The sequence below is a fragment of the Mesorhizobium sp. M0001 genome, assembly GCF_040324255.1.
Classification (GTDB): Bacteria; Pseudomonadota; Alphaproteobacteria; order Rhizobiales; family Rhizobiaceae; genus Mesorhizobium.
In genome coordinates, this window is record NZ_JAMYVS010000005.1 from 330,396 (window position 1) to 350,851 (window position 20,456).

A 20,456-nucleotide genomic window follows, 5' to 3' on the forward strand; every position below is an offset into this window, starting at 1 on the left:
CAACATGCTTGCAACCGTTCTTCACAAACCGGGCGACATCCGCTGCGAGGAAATCGCCGATCCGAAAATCATGCGGCCGACGGACGCCATCATCAAGCTGTCGGCAAGCTGCATCTGCGGCTCGGACCTGTGGCCTTATCGCGGGCTGCAGCCGGTCGCCGGGCCGATGCATATGGGCCACGAATATTGCGGCATCGTCGTCGAGGTCGGCGCAGAGGTGCGCACCGTCCGTCCCGGCCAGTTCGTCGTCGGGTCGTTCTGCCTCTCCGACAATACCTGCCCGCATTGCCGCTTCGGCTTCCAGTCGTCTTGTGTGCAGCGCGAGTTCATGTCGGGCGCGCAGGCGCCTTACGCCCGTGTACCGTTGGCGGATGGCACACTGGTCGCCACCGCCGAAGTGCCGCCGGCCGAACTCATCCCTGACCTGCTGGCGGTGTCCGATGTGCTCGGCACCGGCTGGTATGCGGCCGACGCAGCCGAGGTCCGCGAAGGATCGACGGTGGTGGTGGTCGGCGATGGTGCGGTCGGCCTGATGGGCGTGCTTGCGGCCAAGGCGATGGGCGCCGAGCGCATCATCGCCATGAGCCGGCACGCCAGCCGCCAAAAACTCGCCCGCGAGTTCGGCGCCACCGACATCGTCGCCGAGCGCGGCGAGGAAGGCGTGGCCCTCATCAAGGAACTCACCAAGGGCGTCGGCGCGGACTCCGTGCTGGAATGCGTCGGCACGGGAGAATCCTTCGACCAGGCGCTGGCCTGCTCCCGCCCCGGCGGCACCATCGGCTATGTCGGCGTGCCGCATGGCGTGAACTTCGACGGCCAAAAACTATTCTTCGGCCAGAAACGCATGCTGGGCGGCCCGGCGCCGGTGCGCCGCTTCCTGCCCGACCTGATGGACCGTGTGCTGCAAGGTCGGATCAAGCCCGGCAAGGTCTTCGACCTCAAGCTGCCGCTGGCCGAGGTCGCTGAAGGCTACCGCGCCATGGACGAGCGTCGCGCCATCAAGGTCATGCTTTCGGTGTGAGCAAAGATCGAGGACCGCCTGTGCGTACCCACAACTCAGAAAAGGAACAACGACATATGACTATGAGATTGAAGATTGCCGCGCTTGCGCTTGCGCTTTCGGTCGCCACGCCGGCTTTCTCGCAAGAATCCGCGATCATCGGCGCATGGCGCATGATTTCGCTCGAGGCCGGCGCCGAGGGAAACCTCAAGCCCGTGTCCTATTCCGGCCAGGTCATCTTCACCGAGGCCGGCACCCTCTCTGTGCAGGCGCAGAACCCCGACCCCAAGGCGCCGGACACGCCTTACACGGCGAATGGCTACGAAGCCTATTACGGGCCGGTCGCCATCAACGACCAGGACAAGACCTTCGTCATCACGATCGAGTCCTCCCTGGTCCGCAACCTTGTCGGCAAGAGCATGAAACGCAAATTCGAGGTCTCGGGCAACAAACTGGTCCTCACGCCTGACAACCCGGCCGAAGGCTGGCGCGTAACCTACGAACGCTACTGATCCGAACAGTTGGGTTACCGAAGGCCAAAATGGCGCGGATGTCAGACCGAAATGGCGTCATCGCGGAACTGGTGCCAATCATGGCGGCTGTCTTCGCCGGCTTCCTGCTGATCGGACTGGCGCTACCCGTCCTGCCGCTGCATCTTCACCAGCAGCTCGGCTTCGGCCCCTTCGCAGTCGGGCTGGTGACGGGCAGCCAGTTCGTCGCCTCGATGCTGTCGCGCATCGGGGCTGGAAACTATGCCGATGGACGCGGCGGCAAGCGCGCCGTCGTCGTCGGCCTCATTGCCGCTGCCCTTGCCGGGTTATTTTACCTCGGCTCGCTGGCATTGCTCGACCGGCCGGTAGCGTCCGCATCGGCGCTGTTCGCCGGACGGGCGGTACTGGGCGCGTCCGAGAGCTTCATCATAACCGGCGGCGTCGCCTGGGGCCTCTCCGTTGCGGGCGGACAGAACTCCGGAAAAGTCATAGCCTGGGTGGGCACGGCGATGTTTGCGGCGCTCGCGCTAGGGGCGCCGGCCGGATCTGCGCTTTATGCAGCGAGCGGTTTCACCGCGATCGCACTCGCGACGATCATCCTGCCGCTGGCGACGCTGCTTGCCATCCTGCCGATGCGCGGCACCAGCGCTGTCGCGAGCAGCGCGCCGCAATCATGGAGGAGCGTGGCGAAAGCGGTCTGGCTTCCTGGCGTCGGAGCTGCTTTCAGCAGCCTCGGCTATGGTGCTATTCTGGGCTTCGGCGCCCTGCTCTTCGCCGAGCGGGGCTGGCAGCCGGTCTGGCTTCCTTTCACGGCCTATGCTGCGTCGCTGATCGTGGCAAGGCTGTGCTTCGGCCACCTGCCCGACAGGCTTGGGGGCGCACGCGTCGCTGTGATCTTCGTTGTGGTCGAGGCGGCAGGGCTGATGCTGGTCTGGCTTGCGACCGGGCCTGTTGTCGCCGCGATCGGAGCGGGCCTGACTGGCCTCGGCTACTCGCTGGTCTATCCCGGTCTCGGCGCCGAGGCCGTAAGCCGTCTTCCGTCGCGCAGCCGCGGCCTGGCCATGGGACTCTACACCGTCTTCCTCGACGTGGCGCTCGGCTTCGGCAGTCCGGCGCTCGGCCTGGTCGCCGCGTCGACCGGGCTGCAATTCGTCTTCTTGGCCGTCGCGGCGGCGACGCTTCCGGCGTTGGGCATCGCTCTGCTGCTGGGTCGCCGTAGCGCTCCAAGATAGACAGCTCGCCGGCGTCGTCCGCATGAGGTTCGCTCATATTCTGTTTCCGGGTTGCCACCAACGCTGAAGCCCTCCCCCGCAAGGTGCAGCGAGCGGCCGGCCAAGCTCCCCGCCCAGACACACTCCAGAAACAAAATTCAACAGTTCGGAAAAACCGGCGAAAAGATCGGGTGGCATAAGCTTCCCCGTCGGGATTCCGGGCACTTCCTTTTTGGAAGCCCTCCACCAACAAAATCGCAGCGGCGGCGCAGTGCCTCCTCCAGCGGCGGCACGAACAGCCGGGCGATGCCCGGCGAGGACGAGAAAGTATGGACATGGACTACGATATCGCCGAACTGGACAGCGACGCGGCAACACCGATCGGCGGCCTGCCAGGCATCGATGCGCTGGCACGGATCGCTCGCGGCCCGACAAGGAACGGCCAGGTCCTGACGGGCGCCGACTTTGCCCGGCAGCCGGGTGAGCGGCTCGATACGGTGTTCGAGCAGCTCGCCGTAACGTTTGCCGCACTGCCGGCGGTGATCTCCGAAGGGCGCGTGTGGACCTATCAGGAGCTGAACAGCCGCGCCAACCAGTTCGCCCGCATGCTGATCAAGCACGGCGTGCGGCCGGGCCACCGGGTCGGGCTCATTCTCGACCGATCGGCGGAAACCTATGTCGCGTTGCTGGCGGTGATGAAGGCGGGGGCTGCCTTCGTGCCGCTGGCCACCGCGTTTCCGCAGGAGCGGATGGCGCTGATCATCGAAGACGCCGCCGTCAGCATGATCGTCACCATCGCCGCCTATGCGTCGCGCTCCGGTCAACTGCCCGTTCCGCATGTGCTGATCGACAGCGCCGCCGCCGAGATTTCCGCGCAGTCGCCCGCGCCGCTGAAGCCGCAGGCGGCCGACGACATTTGCTACATCCTCTATACCTCGGGCACCACTGGCAAGCCCAAGGGCGTGGTCATCACGCACCAGAGCTTCGTCAATTTCATACACGTCGCGGCCGCCTCCTACGGCTACCGGCCGGGCGACCGGGCGTATCAGGGCATGACCATTGCCTTCGACTTTTCCTCCGAAGAGATCTGGGTGCCGTTCGTCGCCGGCGCGACGGTGGTGCCGGCACCTGGCCAGATGCCGCTGGTGGGCGAGGAACTGGCGGATTTCCTGCGCCTCCATGACATCACCTGCATGGCCTGCAGCCCGACATTGTTGTCATCGATGACATCGGACGTTCCCAGCCTGCGCACGCTTTTGGTGGGCGGCGAGGCCTGCCCGCACAATCTGGTGGTGCGCTGGTCGAAGCCGGGCCGGCAGATCCTCAACACCTACGGGCCGACCGAGGCGACCGTCACCGCAACGATGGGGGCGCTGACGCCGGACCGTCCCGTCACAATCGGCGCGCCGTTGCCGACTTACTCGATCGTCATTCTCGACGCTTCGCTGCCGCAACTTGCCGAGCCCGGTGAACTGGGCGAGATCGGCATTGCCGGCATCGGGCTCGCCGTCGGTTATCTGAACCGGCCGGACCTGACCGACCAGAAATTCATCGCCGATTTCGTCGGCCTGCCGAACAACCCGTCGCAGCGCATCTACCGCACCGGCGATCTTGGCCGGATCAACGATAGCGGCGAGATCGAGTATGCCGGGCGCATCGACACGCAGGTGAAGATTCGCGGATATCGCATCGAACTCGGCGAGATCGAGGCGGTGCTGCTCGACCAGCCCGAGATCGCCCAGGCCGCCGTGACCACCTGGGAGATCGAGCCCGGCCGCGTCGAACTCGTTGCCTATTACGCGCTTAAAACCGGCGTAGCGGCGGTTTCCCGTGCGGATCTCGCCCAGACGATGAAGCGGCGGCTGCCCGACTACATGGTGCCCGCCTATCTGGAGGAACTGCCTGCCATCCCGATGACCGTCTCCAACAAGGTAGACCTGCGCCAGCTGCCGAAGCCGACGAGCATCCGGCTTTCGGCCGATCGCACGATGGTGCCGCCCGCCAATGAGGACGAGCGTTTCCTGGCGGAAGCGCTGGCCACGGTGCTGAAATTCGACGCGGTGTCGGTCGAGGATCACTTCTTCGACGATCTCGGCGCCAACTCCTTGCTGATGGCGCATTTCTGCGCGCGCGTGCGCACCAGGAAGGAATGGGCGACGACGTCGATGCGCGACATCTATCTCTATCCCACAGTGGCGCGCCTGGCGCTGCATCTGGGGGTAGCGGAGGAGATGACGACGGCAACCAACGAGCCGGTCCTCACCCGCCGGGCCTCGAATTTCGCCTACTGGACCTGCGGCGCGGCGCAGCTTTCGTTCTACGGCCTCTACAGCTACGTGGCGCTCTGGGCGATCAATGACGGCCTCAACTGGATGTATGACGCGCTCGACGATCCGCTGCAGCTCTATATCCGGTGCGTGGCGCTCTCGGCCGCCGTGTTCTTCGGCATGTCGGGCTTTGCAGTCCTGGCGAAATGGGTGCTCATCGGCCGCTGGAAGGCCGAGGCGTTTCCGATCTGGGGCGTGCGCTACTTCCGCTTCTGGGTGGTCAAGACGTTGATCCGCACCGCACCCGTCGTGCTGTTCCGCGGCAGCCCGCTCTACAGCCTCTATCTGCAGCTGCTCGGCACCAAACTCGGGAAAAACGCCGTCATCGAATCGAAGTCCGTGCCCGTCTGCACGGATCTTATTTCCATCGGCGCCAACACCATCCTGCGCAAGGAATCGATGATCCTCGGCTTCAGGGCCCAGTCCGGTTATATCCACACCGGGCCGCTGACCATCGGCCGCGATGCCTTCGTCGGCGTCGGCTCCACGCTCGACATCGACACCAGGATCGGCAACGGCGCCCAGCTCGGCCATTCGTCCTCGCTGCATCGCGGGCAAAGCATTCCCGACGGCGAGCACTGGCATGGATCGCCGGCGGTGCCGACCACGGCGGACTATTGCAAGGTGCGCAATGTCAATCCTTACCAGGTCCGGCGCTTCCTCTATGAAGCGCTGCAGCTGGTCGGCCTGTTTGGCCTCGTCACCCCGCTGCCGCTCCTGTTCCACAGCTACTGGGAATATGTCGGCGACGACTATCAGGAGACGATCGGCCTTGTCGCAATCGGCACCACGGTCACGCTTTTCGGCTATATCGCGGCGGCTTTCCTGGCAGCGACGCTGGTGCCGCGCCTGACGAGCCTGATCTTGAAGCCGGGCCGCACCTACACGCTTTACGGTTTCCGCTACTGGCTGCAGACCGTCGCCGAATTCGCCAGCAATTCCCGCGTGCTCGGGCTCCTGGCCGGCGACAGCTCGGCGATCGTGCACTACATGCGCGCCATCGGCTGGAACCTCAACAGAGTGGTGCAGACCGGTTCCAATTTCGGCTCCAACCAGCAGCACGAAAACCCGCTTCTGTGCGAGATCGGCACCGAGACCATGGTGTCGGACGGGCTGTTCATGATCAACATGCACAAGTCCGCCTCGGCCTTCAGGCTCGAGCCGACGCGCATCGGCGAGCGCAACTATCTCGGCAACAACATCTATTATCCGCCGGACGGGCGCACGGGCGACAACGTCCTGCTCGGCACCAAGGTGATGATCCCCATCGACGGGCCGTTGCGCGAGAATGTCGGCCTTCTCGGTTCGCCCGCCTTTGAAATCCCGCGCATGGTGAACCGCGACAAGGAGCTTATCGCGGGCGTCGACGAGGCAGACCGGCGCCGGCGCATCCCGTTCAAGAACCGCCACAACCTGGTGACCATTCTTCTGTTCCTGGCAACGCAATGGGTCATGCTGTTCGTCACGCTGGCGATCTGGGACCGGGCGCTGAACTACTATACGGAATGGGCGGAGGTGGCGCTGTTCGCCGCCGTCATCTTGACCTCGGCGATCACCATTCCGTTCTACATTCTGGTCGAGCGGGCAAGTCTTGGTTTCCGCGGCTTGAAGCCGCAGATGACGACCATCTACGACGTCGCCTTCTGGCGCCACGAGCGCCACTGGAAGCTGGCGGATTCGCCCATCGTGCGCCTGTTCGCCGGCACGCCGTTCCGGCCGATGATCCTGCGCCTGCTCGGCGTCAAGGTCGGCAGCCGGGTCTATGACGGCGGCAGCAATTTGACCGAGCGTTCGCTGGTCGAGATCGGCGACGACGTCACGCTCAACGAGGGCTGCGTGATCCAGGCCCATTCGCTGGAAGAAGGCGCGTTCAAGTCCGATTTCATCCGCATCTGCGATGGCTGCACGCTCGGGCCTTCCGCCTTTGTCCACTACGGCGTGGTGATGGGCAAAGGCTCGATGGTCGACGCGGACTCCTTCGTGATGAAGGGCGAAGAGCTGGAGCCCAACTCGATCTGGCGGGGCAACCCGGCCAAGCTGCATCGCTTCGTCGAGCCGCTGCCGGAGGATAGCGTCAAGGCAACGGCTTGATGGGCGCAGACGTCCGTCTCGTTTCGGTGACTGCGGCCAACCGGGCCCTGGTCGCGGCTCTGGAACTGGCCGCGGATCAGATCGATTTTGTCGCCAGCAATGCGGAGTCGCTGGACGAAGCCGAAACCGACGGGGACGCACGGCCGCGCGTCGTCATGGCAGGGGATCGCGTCGTCGGTTTCCTGATGTATGAGGCGCCAGAGGACGACGACGAGGCGCGGATCTACCGCTTCATGATCGATCGCGTCCATCAGGGCCAAGGCTACGGCAAGGCCGCTTTGCGCGAAGTGCTGGATGAAATCATGCGGCTCGGCCACATCAGCCACGTTTCGATCTGCTACGAACCTGGGAATGAAGCGGCACGCCGCCTCTATCGCGCTGCCGGTTTCGTCGAAGAAGGGCCCGACGAGGACGGGGAAATGATCGCCGACCTCGCTCTGCGGGGCGAACAGCCATGACGCGCCCGCTCGATGCCGGCGCCAGCCTGTCGGCGCAGTTGCTGGCGGCGATGGCCGCCATGGCACCCGCCGGCGTTCGGATCGGATGCCGCACGATCCGCGAAGGCGATGAGAACCATTTGCTGCCGCAGGAAGCACGCTCCATCCCGTCACGCCTGCCGCTGATGCGGCGGGCGAGTGGCGCGGCGCGGTGGATCGCGCACGAGTTGCTGGCGGATATGGGCTTGAACGACGTCGCTATCCTCCGCGGCTCCTCCGGCGCACCGGTATGGCCTCATGGAGTAACGGGGTCGCTGGCTCACGACGACGAGATGGCCGTGGCGGCCGTCGCGCCGCTCTCCCACGTCGCCTCGCTCGGCATCGATATCGAGCCCGCTTTGCCCCTGCCCGACGACATCTTCGCGCTGGTTGCAGCCCCCGCTGACCGGATCGACGCAACCGACTTGTATCTTGCCGGTCGCATCCTTTTTGCCGCCAAGGAAGCTGTCTACAAGGCCGCCTACCCGCTTGATGGCGAAGTGCTGGGCTATGAGGACATCACCGTCGATCTCGACGCAAGCGACGCTGTGACGAAGACGGGCCGCAGAGCGAGACTGGTTTACTGCGTTGCTCCGTGTGTGGTCGTTCTGGCGTTTGTCGATGGTGTCCGAAGCGCCCCCCTTTAAGCGCGATGGGCCAGCGCCCGACAGCAACGCCTGCTCAACAAAGCGCTTTTTTTTCGCAGAGCGGTCGCAAAAGGCTCACACGGTTCGTCCTTTGACAGAAGAAGGAGAGCGCCATGAGAAACCTTATTGTCACCGAATTCATCAGCATCGATGGCATCGCCGAGGTCGAGAAGCTGCCCAGCGTGACCTGGAACGATGAGATGCAAAGGTTCAAGGAGGACGAGCTTGCCGACAGCGGGGCCATGCTTCTGGGGCGCACGACCTACGAGATTTTTGCCGGCTCTTGGCCCAAGGAAACCGGAGACTTCGCCGACCGGTTCAATGCGCTGCCGAAATATGTCGCGTCGACAAGCCCGAAGGCACTCGACTGGAAACCGGCCGAGTTGCTGAAGGGTGTGTTGCCGGAAGCGGTTCGGGCGCTGAAGCAAGGCAGCGGCGGCAACATCTATGTGCATGGCAGCCTGAGCGTCGCGCGGGAATTGCTGCGCCATGGTCTGGTCGATCGCGTCAGGCTGCTGAGCTACCCTGGCTCCGTCGGGGAGGGCAAGAAGCTGTTCCCGCCCGATATGCCGGTGGCGTTGGAGCCGATCTCGACCGTACAGTTCAGCAATGGCGTGGTGGCGCTGGAATATGCGGCTGGGAGGGTGTGAGACGCTGGTGGGGTAATCTCCCCTTTAGGGGAGATGTCGCCGAAGGCGACAGAGGCGGTCGGTCCGTCCTGACGCAACCTCCTATCGACAGTAGGAGGTCTAGCTTCACGCGAGACGACCCCCTCTGGCCTGCCGACCATCTCCCCCTCGAGGGGGGAGATCGGCAGCTCACCCTACTTTCTTCCCCCGCTTGCCCTTGGCACGCGCCTCGACCACTCTTTCCACCTCGCGCTTCAGTTCGTCCTTGACCTCCTGCGTCTCGGCCATCAGCGTGTCGATCTTCATGAAATCGAGCACGCGGTATTTCGACACTGGCGGGCGGATCAATATGTCTGGTGGGCGCTGGTTCAGCTTGTGGGCGATGATCGACTGCATCATCAATTGCGTCGCGCCGTACATCAGGTCGACCGTGGTCGGGTGCTTGCGCTCGGCCTCGCTCGGCGCGCCGACGACGTCGATGGCGATGATGATGTCGGCGTCGTTTTCGATGAGGTCGAACGGCACCGGATTGTAGATGCCGCCGTCGATCAGCACGCGGTCGTCGCGCGTCACCGGGCGGAACACGGCGGGAATGGCAGCCGAGGCGGCGAGCGCCGAATGCAGGTCGCCCTCGTCGAAGACGGCCAGCTTGTGACCGAAATAGTCCGTCGCCGTCACCTTCAGCGGGATTTTCAGCTCGGCGAAGGTTTCCGGGATGGCTTCCGGCAGGAACGCCTTCAAGATGCGCTCTATGTTGAACTGGCTGACTCGGATGCCGCCCTGCATCGCCTCGGCGATGGTGCCGGGACGCGAGCGCCACATGCGCGCCGCCACCTCGGCGCGGCGGCCGAGGATCGAGCGGGCGTAGTCCTCGATGTCCTTGCCGCTCATGCCCGAGGCCATGCCGGCGCCCATGATGGCGCCGATCGAGGAGCCGGCGATGGCCACGGGCTTGATGCCGAGCTCGTCCAGCGCCTCGACGATGTGGATATGGGCGAGGCCGCGCGCGCCGCCGCCGCCAAAGGCGATACCGAAAGTCGGACCTGTCATTTGGCCTCCAGCTTCGGCCCGATGCTCATGATCGCGGGCGCCGGCGTCAGCAGCTTCTTCGCCGCTGCCTTGACCTGATCGAGCGTCACGCCGTTGATGAGCGCCGCGCGGCGCTGCACGTAGTCGATGCCGAGATTGTCGAGCTGCAATTCCACCAGGGTCGCGGCAATGGCGCTGGAAGAATCCAGATTGCTGATAGCATAGGAGCCGACCATGTATTTCTTGGTCGCGTCCAGCTCGGCCTCGGTCGGCCCCTCCTGCGCCATCTTCTTGACCACCTCCTTGACGATGCCGAGCGTCTCGGCGGCGCGGTCGGAACGCGTCGCCGTGGTGATGATCAGCGCATTGGAATGCTGGTGGTCGACCAGGTTGGAATCGACGGAGTAGGCCAAGCCGCGCTTTTCCCGCACCTCGTCATAGAGGCGCGAGGTGAAGGTGCCGCCGCCGAGAATCTGGTTCATCAGCACCGCAGGGAAGAAATCCGGCGCATCGCGCTTCACACCGGGGTAGGCAAACTGCAGCGAGGTCTGCGGCAGGTCGTAGTCGACCTCGAGCTGCTGGCCGAGCTTCAGCTCCGTATCGGCAACCGGTTGCAGCACCTGCTTTTCCGGCAGATCGCCGAAGACCTCATCGAGCTTCCGTTTCAGCGTCGCGGCATCTATGTCGCCGACCACCGCAACATGCAGGCCGCTGCGGGCGAAATTGGCCTTGTGGAAGGCAGCCAGATCCGCTGCCGTGATGGTGGCGATGCTGTCCTTGGTGCCCTGGTCGGGCCTGGAATACGGATGTTCGCCATAGATCGCGCGCAGCCATTTGGTTTGCGCGACGGTGTTGGGGTCACGCTCATTGGCGATGATGCCGGACAGGATCTGGGCGCGGATGCGGTCGATCGGCGCCTGGTCGAAGCGCGGGCTGGTGACCGCCAGCCTGAGCAGGTCGAAGGCCGCATCCTTCTGCTCGGCCAGCATCCGCATCGCGCCATAGGTGCCGTCGCGCGCCGCTTCGAAGCCCATCTCTGCGCCGGCATCGTCAAGCTTGATCTGGAAGGCCTCGCTGTCGAGGTCGCCGGCGCCCTCGTCGAACAGGCCGGTCATCAGATTGACCAACCCTTCCCGCCCCGCCGGATCCTGCGTCGAGCCGCCATCGAAGACGAAGCGGATGGCGATGATCGGAATGGAGTGGTCCTCGACCAGCCAGGCATTGACGCCCTTTGACGAGGTCACCGGTTGGATGTCCATCGCGTGCGCGGCAAGCGCCGGCAGGATGAGGAAGAAGATGCCGAGGAACAGTGTGGCGAGGGCGTGGAGAACCGCGATGCGCCTATGAGTAATCGCATCAGGCCATTGATCGCCAAGGTCAGCTCCGCCCCTCATCCCGCTGCCGGGCACTTCTCCCCGTATAGTGACGGGGAGAAGGGGTCTCGCCGCGACGCTGGCGCTCTTCTTACGACGCTGATGGTTGGCGAAATCGACGATGACAGCGCCCCTCTCCCCGTCACTATAGGGGGAGAGGATGCCGGCAGGCAGGTGAGGGACAGCGCTAACGCTCAATCTCGTCATCATCAATTCCCCGCCTGTTGCTGCGGCAAGAGATAGCCGGTCGTCGTACGATCGAGCAGCAGATAGCGTGCGGCGACCGCCTTGATCTTATCGGCGGTGACCTTGCGAATGCGGTCCGGCCATTCCTCGATATCCCTGACGTTGCCGCCGGTGGCGAGCTCGGCGCCGTAGAGATTGGCCATCTCGTCCTGCTTGTCGCGGGCGAAGATCATGGCCCTGATATAGCGGGCCTTGGCCTTCTCCAGCTCGTCCGCGGTGACGCCGTCCTTGACGATGCGGGCGATCTCGGCCTCGACGGCCGCCTCGACGTCGCTCAGCTTGGCGTCGCCGCGCGGCGCGCCATAGACGGTGAAATTGGTGGCGTCGAGCATCGTACCCTGGAAGAAGGCGCCGGTCGCCGATGCGATGCCTTGCTTGACCACGAGTTGCTGGTAGAGCCTGCTGCGGCTGCCGCCGCCAAGGATCTCTCCCAGCAGGTCGAGCGCCTCGGCCTCGCCGGGTTTTGCCGTGTGGTAGGACGGAACCACCCATTGCGTCGAAAAGCTCGGCACCGAAACGCGCCCATCGGTGAGCGTCACCGTGCGCTTGGTGTTCTGCTCCGGCTCGACCGGGCGGATGCGCGGGGGCAGGTCGGGACCGCGCGCGACCTTGCCATAGGTTTTTTCGGCCAGCGCCTTCACGACCTCCGGCTCGACATCGCCGGCCACGATCAGCACCGCATTATTGGGGCGGTAGTATTTGTCATAGAAGGCAACCGCATCGGTGCGGTTCAACTGCTCCATCTCCTGCATCCAGCCGATCACCGGAATGCGGTAGGGCTGGTTCTGCCAGAGCGTCGCGTCGACCTCTTCGTCGAGCACCGCCTGCGGATTGCTGTCGATGCGCGCGCGGCGCTCTTCCAGGATCACGTCGCGCTCGGTCTTGATGACCTCGTCGGTCAAGATGAGGTTGCGCATGCGATCGGCCTCGAAGCTCATCATCTCACCAAGTGCCGAGGGCGCCACCGTCTCGTGGAAGGCAGTGTAGTCATATGAGGTGAAGGCGTTGTTGGAGCCGCCGATGGCCGATATGGCGCGGTCGAACTCGCCCGCGGCGTGGTTGGTCGTGGCCTTGAACATCAGGTGTTCGAAGAAGTGCGCTATGCCGGACTTGCCTGGCGGCTCGTCGGCGCTGCCGATCTTGTACCACACCATATGGGTGACGATGGGGGCGCGATGATCGGGAATGACCACCACCTCCATGCCATTGTCGAGCAGGAAGTTGGCCACCTTGCCATCATCCGCGGCCAGGGCCGGGCCGGCCATGGTCAGCGCGGTGGCGAGCAAGGCTCTCCGCAGCCATTCAGTATGAAATGTCATTGATGGCTCCGGTTGTTATCGCGCGACGATAGGCAAGGTTAGCCGCGGAGGCAAAGTGAATTGTGCGTCATTTTGAAGGCGCCGATCGCCCCACCCTTACGCAAGCTCGATGAACCGGACCACCGTCTCGCCGTAGTTTCGTTCATCAACCACCGAGAATTCCGGCCCAATCTCGAAGGGCGCCGAGGCGGCTTCCTCGACCACGCAGAGCGCACCGGGCAGCAACCAGCCGCCATCCCTGGCCGAGCGCAGGGCGCGCTCGCCAAGGCCCTTGCCATAGGGCGGATCGGCGAAGACCAGGCCGAATGCCGCAAGCGTACCGGCCTCACCCAGGGCGGTCGCGTCGCGGCGGAAGATCTTGGTGCGGCCGGTAAGGCCAAAAGCTTCGACATTGGTGCGGATCAGGCCGCGTCCTTCGGCCGATTCTTCGATAAAGACGCCATAGGAAGCGCCGCGCGACAGCGCTTCGAGGCCGAGAGCGCCGGTGCCGGCGAAAAGGTCGAGCACACGCGCGCCGTCGAGCTTGTCGGCAAAGCGGTGCGCCAGCACGTTGAAGACGGCCTCGCGGGCGCGGTCGGTCGTCGGGCGGATGGCATGGTCGCGCGGCGTCGCCAGCGGACGCCCGCGAAATTGGCCGCCGACGATTCTCATTTATGCCCGGGTCTCATTTAAGGCCGGATCTCATTTAAGTCCCGGCATCATCTGGTCCTCGGGCCCTTGGGACCGTTGCGTGGCCGCTCGCCGCCCCGACCGCCATCCGGACGCTCGCCACCCGGCTTGCCGAACGGCTTGGCTCCGCCCGGCTTGCCATAGGCCGGCTTGCCATAGGACGGCTTGAATGACGCCTTGCGCGCCTTGGCCTCGGCCGCCTTGGCGGCATCGGCTTCCGCCCTGCCCTTGCCGATCGGACGCGCGCCCGGCGCCATCCAGACATTAGCCTTGCGCTGGCCCGGCGGATCGATCGGCCGCTGCTCGCGCTCGGGCTTCTTGCCGCCGCGCGGTTTGTCACCAAAGGCGCCGCGCGGCTTGTCGCCGAAGCCTCCACGGGGCTTGTCGCCAAAATCGCCGCGCGGCTTTTCGCGAAACTCGCTGCGCGGCTTGTCCGAAAACTCGCTGCGCTCGGGTCTCGGGCCGCGTTCGCCAAAGCTCTTTTCCGGCCTCGCGCCCCTTTCGGGACTGGTCGACAGCTTGCCGAGCGCTTCGTCGCGGCTGCCTTCGCGGCGCTTGCGGTTCTTGATCAGACCGCCCTCGCCGATCGGCCGATGGTCACCCTCGCGGGTGACTTTCGGCCGTTCCGGCTCCGCGTCACGCTCTCGCCGCACCGGCTGGTTGGAAAACGGCTTGATGATCTCGGCGTCGAAATTGGCGCCGGATTCCTCGACCAGTCGCTCGCCGAGCTGGTCGCGCAAGACGCGGCCCTTGATCTCCAGCACATGGCCTTCGGCGAGATAGTCGAGCTGGAACGGTCCGTAGGAGATACGGATCAGCCGCGTCACGTCGAGGCCGAGCGATCCAAGGATGTTCTTCACTTCGCGGTTCTTGCCTTCGCGCAGGCCGATCGTCAGCCAGGCGTTGGTGCCTTGCTCACGGTCGAGCGTCGCTTCGATGGCGCCGTAGAAGACGCCGTCGACGGCAATGCCTTCACGCAGGCCTGCGAGCATGCTTTCCTCGACCTTGCCATGGACGCGCACGCGGTAACGGCGCAGCCAGCCAGTGGCAGGCAGTTCGAGCACGCGCGACAGACCGCCATCATTGGTGAGCAGCAGCAGGCCTTCGGTGTTGATGTCGAGGCGGCCGATGGTCATCAGCCGCGGCAATTCGGCCGGCAGCACGTCGAACACGGTCTTGCGGCCCTCGGGGTCGCGGTTGGTGGTAACGACGCCGGCCGGCTTGTGAAACAGGAACAGGCGGGTGCGCTCGATCGGCGGGATCTCCATGCCGTCGAGATGGATGATGTCGCCCGGCATGACGTTGAAGGCCGGCGAGGTCAAAGCCCGGTTGTTGACCTTGACACGGCCCGCCGCGATCAGGTCTTCGGCGTCGCGGCGCGACGCCAGGCCGGCGCGGGCCAGCCGCTTGGCGATACGCTCGCCGGCTTCTTCCGCATCTGCCGGACGCGGGCGCGGCTTGAAGGCGCCGCCAGATGCTTGCGGCCGGTCACCACCGAAATCGCGCTTGGGGCGATCGCTGAAGTCACGCTTGGGACGATCTCCGGCGTCGCGCTGCGGGCGATCGCCAAAATCGCGCTTTGGCCGGTCAAAACGCTTTTCGCCCTCGGCGGAAGCAGGCCGATCGCCACGCGGTGCGTAGGGCTTGCGCGGCCCTTCACGCTTTTCGAAAGGCTTGCCTTCGGGACGCGGCCCCTTGCTGAATGGCCGATCGCCGCCCTTGAAATCGCGCTTTGGCCGCTCGCCATCGGCCGCAACCGGCCGATCGCCGCGCGGTGCATAAGGCTTGCGCGGCCCCTCGCGCTTTTCATACGGCTTGCGTTCACCCTCGGCCGGCATAGGGCGATCCCCACGCGGCGCATAGGGTTTGCGCGGCCCTTCGCGCTTTTCATACGGCTTGCGCTCGCCTTCGGCTGCCATCGGCCGGTCACCGCGTGGTGCATATGGCTTGCGCGGTCCCTCGCGCTTTTCGAAGGGCTTGCCTTCGGAACGCGGACCTTTGCTGAATGGCCGGTCGCCACTTTTGAAATCGCGCTTGGGCCGCTCGCCCTCAGCCGCTGCGGGCCGGGCGCCTCGCGGTGAATAGGGTTTCTTGGCCCCGAAGGAGGGTTTGCCGCTTTTGCCGGCGGCGCCATCGCGGCGCGGCCCCGCGGCTCCAGGGCCGCTTTTGCCCGGGCCTTTGTGGCGCGGAGATTTCTTGTCGTTGTCGTCCATGTGGCCTTTGCCTTGTTGCGCTGCTACAGCGTGGCGCATCCTTTCGGACGCGCAAAGGACGCTATAGCACTTTGATTTGGCGCATGATCATTTCCGAAAATCTGTTCCGATATTCGGGTTGACGCGCTCCATAACAGGATCACCGCCAAGTGGCGAGGAGATAATCGGAATGGAAACCGCGTGAAGCGGCCGGATTTCATGGCGCTGGCGCTGAAAGAGGCGCAAGCCGCCGCCTTGCGCGGAGAAGTTCCGGTTGGCGCCGTCATCGCCAGCGGCGACACGGTGGTGGCATCCGCCGGTAACCGCACCCGCGAACTTGCCGATCCGACGGCGCATGCCGAAATGCTGGCCATCCGCGCGGCCTGCCAAACGCTCTCCAGCGAGCGGCTGACCGGCCACGACCTCTATGTGACGCTGGAACCCTGCGCCATGTGCGCCGGCGCCATTTCCTTCGCCAGGCTGCGCCGGCTCTATTTCGGCGCGGCCGACGAGAAGGGCGGCGCGGTGGTCAACGGCGTGCGCTTCTTCGCTTCGCCGACCTGCCACCATACGCCCGACATCTATCCGGGCATGGCCGAGGCCGATGCGGCGCTGCTGCTCAGGGAATTCTTTCGGGAAAGACGCGAAACGTAGAGCCTTCAGCTACCGAAGGCGGCGTTCCTACCAGGAGGGCAGCCAGTCGAAGAGCCCGCCGCTCTTGCCTTTGGCGGCCGCTTCCTTCTTGAGGCGGCGTTCCTTCTTGTATTCATCCTCGCCGAGTTCGCCCTGCGGCGCCGTGTCGGAGGCAGCTCGGTAGGCCAGAGGCGGCTCGCTCAGATATCTGCGAGTGTTGGGATCGCCCTGCTTTTGCTCTGCGGTGCGGCGCTGGATCTCCGCGGCGCGGCCCTTGTCTGAATCCTTCGGCGACCAGGCCGGCGGGTGGCTGGAGCCCGAATCCGCCAGCGCCTTCTTCACGGAAGCCGGATCGGTCTGCACGTCATCGACGATCCCCGATTGATAGGACGGGTCGTCCTGGTGGGCAGTGGCGTCGGCACGCAGACGGGCGCGGCGCTGCTCGGGCGATTCGGGCCAATCGGTGCTCGCCGTCTCGATGCTTTCCTGAGGCGGCGGCAGCACTTCCTTCTGCCCCGGCGCCGGCTTTACCAGCTCCGGACGCGGCCTGTAGTCGATCTGTTCCTTGTGCTTGGGCGTGATCGCGAAGGCGCCGGAAAGGTCTCCGGCAAGCTGCTCGCCAGCCGTCTTGTCGGTGCCGTAGGTCGGCGAACCCATGCAGCCGGACAGAGCGAGGCCGGACGCGACAAACGGCGCCAGCAGCGCAACGCGCGCATAAGTTCTCTTGGTCATGCCAAAAAGTCCCACTCTAGACAGCCTCTCGATCGTCACCGGCCGAAGGCCCGGTCCCCATCGTCCACGCTCTTGCGACGGAATTCCGGCGACAATTTGTCTTCCGGAGTTTCGCGTGTTTATCTCAACCACTCGTTAAGGGCAACGCGCGGGCGCTTTTCACCCGCCCGCCGTGGCATTTGTGCACCGGCTTTGAGCACTCACAAACGTCCCAGAGCCTTGAGTTCATGCAGCACGGCGGCATCGCGGGCAGACACGTCGGGGAATTCCACGTCCTGCCCGACATCGGCGGTATAGCGCCACGAACGCGCGCATTTGACCAAGCCGCGGTCCTCGGCCTTTTCGACCACCACCGAGACACCTTTGACATCGTCGAGCGCAAAGGCGCCTTCCGGCGCCTTGCCATGGGCGATGACGAGATCGCTGGTGATCGCCATCTCGGCCATGTCGACATCGGCGATCGCGGCTTCAAGCGCGGCATCGTCGAGGGTCACGACCGGCACGGCTTCCAGAGAGGCACCGATGACCTTCTGAGCGCGTGCGATCTCGAGCGCGCCGGTGACGACACGGCGAACCTGCCGCACCTTGCGCCATTTCTCAGCCAGTGCCTCGTTCTTCCAGTCGGCCGGAATCTCGGGGAACTGGTCGAGATGCAGCGAGACAGCATCCGGATGACGGTCGAGCCAGGCTTCTTCCGTGGTGAAGGGCAGCATCGGCGCCAGCCATTTCACCAGGCAGTCGAAGAGGTGGCGCACCACTTGTACCGAGGCCTTGCGCTTCACGCTGGCGGGTCCCTCGCAATAGAGCGCGTCCTTCCTGATGTCGAAATAGAAGGCCGACAGCTCGACCACCATGAAGTCGAGCAAAGTGCGGGTGATGCGTTTGAACTCGAACGCGTCGTAGCCCGAGCGCACGACCTCATCGAGTTCGGCCAGCCGATGCAGCATCAGCCGCTCCAGTTCCGGCATCTTGTCCAGCGGCACCTCCTCGCCATCATCATGGGCGAGCGTGCCCAGCATCCAGCGGATGGTGTTGCGAAGCTTGCGGTAGGCGTCGATGTTGGTCTGCAGCACGTTCTTGCCGAGACGCTGGTCTTCCCAATAATCCGTCGTCACCACCCATAGCCGCAGAATGTCGGCGCCGGACTGCTTGATGACGTCTTGCGGCACGACGGTGTTGCCGAGCGATTTCGACATCTTTCGCCCCTCCTCATCCATGGTGAAGCCATGGGTGACGACGGTGTCGTAAGGTGCCCTGCCCTTGGTGCCGCAGCTTTCGAGCAGCGAGGAGTGGAACCAGCCGCGGTGCTGGTCGGAACCTTCGAGATAGACGTCGGCCGGCCATTTCAGGTCCGGACGGTCTTCCAGCGTGAAGACATGCGTCGAGCCCGAATCGAACCAGACGTCAAGGATGTCCATCACCTGCTTCCATTTGGAGGCATCGTGATTGCCGAGGAAACGCTCCTTGGCGCCGGCAGCGAACCAGGCGTCGGCGCCTTCCCTCTCGAATGCGTCCATGACGCGCTGGTTGACGGCATCGTCCTTCAGCACATTGCCGTCCTCGTCGGCAAAGACGGCGATCGGCACGCCCCAGGCGCGCTGGCGCGACAAGACCCAATCCGGGCGTTCCTCGATCATGGCGCGGATACGGTTCTGGCCGGCCGCCGGCACGAAGCGTGTGTCATCGATCGCCTTCAGCGCACGGCTGCGCAGCGTCGTGCCGTCGCCGAGGTCCTTGTCCATATAGACGAACCATTGCGGCGTGTTGCGGAAGATGATCGGCTTCTTCGACCGCCACGAGTGCGGATAGCTGTGCTTCAGCCGGCCGCGCGCGAACAGCGCGTTGCGCTTGATCAGTTCGTCGATGACCGCCTGGTTGGCATTGCCCTTCTTGCCGTTGTCGTCGATGACGCGCGCCGCCCCGCCTTCGCGATCCGGGCCAAAACCCGGCGCGTCCCTGGTGAAGAAGCCGGCATCATCTACAGTGAAGGGGATGGCAGGGTCGATGCCGCGTGCGCGCAAATCCGATGCCGCATCCATCCAGGCATCAAAGTCCTCGCGGCCATGGCCGGGCGCGGTGTGGACGAAGCCGGTGCCGGCGTCGTCGGTGACATGATCGCCGGCCAGCATCGGCACGGCGAATTCGTAGCCGCCGCCGAGACCTTCGAAGGGATGTGAAAGTGTAAGGCTTCCAAGCTCTTCGACCGAAACGCTGCGAAGGCGATTCAAGGTGACCTTGGCCTTGGCCGAAGAGTCTTCGGCAAGCGCATCTGCAAAGATCAGCTTTTCACCGGGCTGTGGACCGAACGAATTTTCGGCTGCGGTAACTTCATAAAGGCCGTAGCCGATCCGTGACGAATAGTTGACGGCACGGTTGCCGGGGATCGTCCACGGGGTTGTCGTCCAGATGACGACGTGGGCATCCCTCAGTTCCTTGATAGCTTCCCAAGCGCCACCCAACTCGGGTGTCGTGACAGTTCTTCCTGATCCAGCGCCGACGATCGGGAACTTCACCCAGATCGTGTCGCTCTCATAATCATGGTATTCGATCTCGGCCTCGGCCAGTGCGGTGCGCTCGACGACGCTCCACATTACCGGCTTGGAGCCGCGATAGAGCTGGCCCGACATGGCGAACTTCAACAACTCCCCGGCGATGCGCGACTCCGAGTGGAAAGCCATCGTCGTATAGGGGTTCTTGAAGTCGCCGACGACGCCGAGCCGCTGGAACTCGCCACCCTGCACCGTGATCCAGTTCGCGGCGAAGTCGCGGCATTCCTTGCGAAATTCGTTGACCGGCACCTCGTCCTTGTTCTTGCCCTTGGCGCGGTACTGTTCCTCGATCTTCCATTCGATCGGCAGGCCGTGGCAGTCCCAGCCGGGCACGTAATTGGAGTCATAGCCGCGCATCTGGAACGAGCGGGTGATGACGTCCTTGAGGATCTTGTTCAGCGCGTGGCCGATATGGATGTTGCCGTTGGCGTAGGGCGGGCCGTCATGCAGCACGTATTTTTCGCGGCCGGCGGCCGCCTCGCGCAGCTTGGCGTAAAGGTCCATATCCTGCCAGCGCTTGACCAGCAGCGGTTCCTTTTCCGGCAAGCCGGCGCGCATCGGGAAATCCGTCTGCGGCAGGTAAAGCGTCTTGGAATAGTCGATCGTTTCAACAGTGTCGGTCATTGGTCTGCCATGTGCATTGCCCGGCGGGCGTAAAAGCTCGGGCGTGAACTATCATGATTTGGAAAAGCGCGAGGGGGCGCGCAAAACTCCCGGCGGCTCCGGCGGCGCTCAGGCCGCCCGGAACACCGGGCCTGTAATTCGTATCGTCAGCGCGCGAAGGCGTGAAAAGCTCGTCATTGCCGGGCTTTTAGCCGAGAAAGCCGCAGGAATAAAGCGTC

At 64.4% G+C, this 20,456-nt stretch carries 15 protein-coding genes; 8 read left to right on the plus strand and 7 right to left on the minus strand.

Going from position 1 to position 20,456, the window contains the following annotated elements; genetic code table 11:
* The first annotated feature begins 4 nt into the window (after window positions 1–4).
* From NKK50_RS17140 to NKK50_RS17170, 7 genes are all read left to right on the plus strand, one after another.
* Window positions 5–1,021: a zinc-dependent alcohol dehydrogenase family protein gene (locus NKK50_RS17140; protein WP_352510795.1), complete on the plus strand. Its 1,017-nt coding sequence runs from the start codon at window positions 5–7 to the stop codon at window positions 1,019–1,021.
* A gap of 56 nt (window positions 1,022–1,077) precedes the next feature.
* Window positions 1,078–1,512, plus strand: coding sequence for a lipocalin-like domain-containing protein (locus tag NKK50_RS17145; RefSeq protein ID WP_352510796.1), 435 nt, complete (start codon window positions 1,078–1,080; stop codon window positions 1,510–1,512).
* Window positions 1,513–1,541: 29 nt separating this feature from the next.
* Complete coding sequence (locus NKK50_RS17150; RefSeq protein ID WP_352543687.1) at window positions 1,542–2,723, plus strand: arabinose transporter; 1,182 nt, start codon at window positions 1,542–1,544, stop codon at window positions 2,721–2,723.
* A 308-nt stretch (window positions 2,724–3,031) separates the two neighbouring features.
* Window positions 3,032–7,120, plus strand: a complete 4,089-nt coding sequence (locus NKK50_RS17155) for a Pls/PosA family non-ribosomal peptide synthetase (protein WP_352543688.1) — start codon at window positions 3,032–3,034, stop codon at window positions 7,118–7,120.
* On the plus strand, window positions 7,120–7,578 hold the full coding sequence (locus NKK50_RS17160) for a GNAT family N-acetyltransferase (RefSeq protein ID WP_031199606.1): 459 nt from the start codon (window positions 7,120–7,122) through the stop codon (window positions 7,576–7,578). Before NKK50_RS17155 ends, NKK50_RS17160 begins: the two co-directional genes overlap by 1 nt.
* Complete coding sequence (locus NKK50_RS17165) at window positions 7,575–8,243, plus strand: 4'-phosphopantetheinyl transferase family protein (protein WP_023752074.1); 669 nt, start codon at window positions 7,575–7,577, stop codon at window positions 8,241–8,243. Before NKK50_RS17160 ends, NKK50_RS17165 begins: the two co-directional genes overlap by 4 nt.
* A gap of 113 nt (window positions 8,244–8,356) precedes the next feature.
* Window positions 8,357–8,893: a dihydrofolate reductase family protein gene (locus NKK50_RS17170; RefSeq protein WP_023712768.1), complete on the plus strand. Its 537-nt coding sequence runs from the start codon at window positions 8,357–8,359 to the stop codon at window positions 8,891–8,893.
* A 168-nt stretch (window positions 8,894–9,061) separates the two neighbouring features.
* On the opposite strand, the gene NKK50_RS17175 is transcribed toward NKK50_RS17170, so the two are convergent.
* The 5 genes from NKK50_RS17175 to NKK50_RS17195 form a co-directional block, all read right to left on the minus strand.
* Entirely contained in the window at window positions 9,062–9,922 is an 861-nt protein-coding gene (locus tag NKK50_RS17175; RefSeq protein ID WP_023712767.1) for a patatin-like phospholipase family protein, read from the minus strand.
* Window positions 9,919–11,295, minus strand: a complete 1,377-nt coding sequence (locus NKK50_RS17180) for a M16 family metallopeptidase (protein WP_352543689.1) — start codon at window positions 11,293–11,295, stop codon at window positions 9,919–9,921. Before NKK50_RS17180 ends, NKK50_RS17175 begins: the two co-directional genes overlap by 4 nt.
* A gap of 188 nt (window positions 11,296–11,483) precedes the next feature.
* Complete coding sequence (locus NKK50_RS17185) at window positions 11,484–12,839, minus strand: M16 family metallopeptidase (protein WP_352543690.1); 1,356 nt, start codon at window positions 12,837–12,839, stop codon at window positions 11,484–11,486.
* 96 nt (window positions 12,840–12,935) lie between these two features.
* Entirely contained in the window at window positions 12,936–13,490 is a 555-nt protein-coding gene (gene rsmD, locus NKK50_RS17190) for a 16S rRNA (guanine(966)-N(2))-methyltransferase RsmD (RefSeq protein ID WP_023671544.1), read from the minus strand.
* A 47-nt stretch (window positions 13,491–13,537) separates the two neighbouring features.
* A complete protein-coding gene (locus NKK50_RS17195) occupies window positions 13,538–15,721 on the minus strand; it encodes a pseudouridine synthase (RefSeq protein ID WP_352446223.1) in 2,184 nt (727 codons plus the stop codon).
* Between the two features lie 180 nt (window positions 15,722–15,901).
* Between NKK50_RS17195 and NKK50_RS17200 the strand changes: the two genes are divergently transcribed.
* On the plus strand, window positions 15,902–16,354 hold the full coding sequence (locus NKK50_RS17200; RefSeq protein WP_023694762.1) for a nucleoside deaminase: 453 nt from the start codon (window positions 15,902–15,904) through the stop codon (window positions 16,352–16,354).
* A 27-nt stretch (window positions 16,355–16,381) separates the two neighbouring features.
* Here NKK50_RS17200 and NKK50_RS17205 read toward each other — a convergent pair whose 3' ends face one another.
* The gene (locus NKK50_RS17205; protein ID WP_023700630.1) at window positions 16,382–17,065 is read right to left on the minus strand and encodes a hypothetical protein; all 684 of its coding nucleotides are present in this window, start codon (window positions 17,063–17,065) and stop codon (window positions 16,382–16,384) included.
* A gap of 200 nt (window positions 17,066–17,265) precedes the next feature.
* Window positions 17,266–20,238, minus strand: coding sequence for an isoleucine--tRNA ligase (ileS, locus tag NKK50_RS17210; RefSeq protein ID WP_352446225.1), 2,973 nt, complete (start codon window positions 20,236–20,238; stop codon window positions 17,266–17,268).
* Between the last annotated feature and the right edge of the window lie 218 nt (window positions 20,239–20,456).